General features: G+C 67.9%; 1 protein-coding gene. It reads left to right on the top strand.

Annotation, left to right across the window (positions count from 1 at the left end):
* Nucleotides 1-545, top strand: a 545-nt coding sequence (locus tag AB0C16_RS40350; RefSeq protein WP_357691460.1) for an aminoacyl--tRNA ligase-related protein, incomplete at both ends; no start/stop codon positions are given.

The raw sequence follows: 545 nt of genomic DNA on the forward strand, positions 1-545 counted from the left end.
CTTCGACGCGCGCGGCCGCTCCTACCGCGAACTGCCGCTGCGCCTCTTCGAGTTCGGCACGGTGTATCGCTACGAGAAGTCGGGCGTCGTGCACGGCCTGACCCGCTCGCGCGGCTTCACGCAGGACGACGCGCACATCTACTGCACCAAGGAGCAGATGGCGGAGGAGCTCGACCGCACGCTCACCTTCGTGCTGAACCTGCTCCGCGACTACGGGCTGACCGACTTCTACCTGGAGCTCTCCACCAAGGACCCGGAGAAGTACGTCGGCTCCGACGAGACCTGGGAAGAGGCCACCGAGACGCTCCGTCAGGTCGCCGAGAAGCAGGGCCTGCCCCTGGTCCCGGACCCGGGCGGCGCCGCGTTCTACGGGCCGAAGATCTCGGTGCAGGCGCGGGACGCGATCGGCCGCACCTGGCAGATGTCGACCGTGCAGCTCGACTTCAACCTGCCGGAGCGCTTCGACCTGGAGTACACCGGCCCGGACGGCTCGAAGCAGCGTCCGGTCATGATCCACCGTGCTCTGTTCGGCTCCATCGAGCGCT

The sequence above is a fragment of the Nonomuraea sp. NPDC048916 genome (assembly GCF_040649575.1).
GTDB lineage: Bacteria > Actinomycetota > Actinomycetes > Streptosporangiales > Streptosporangiaceae > Nonomuraea.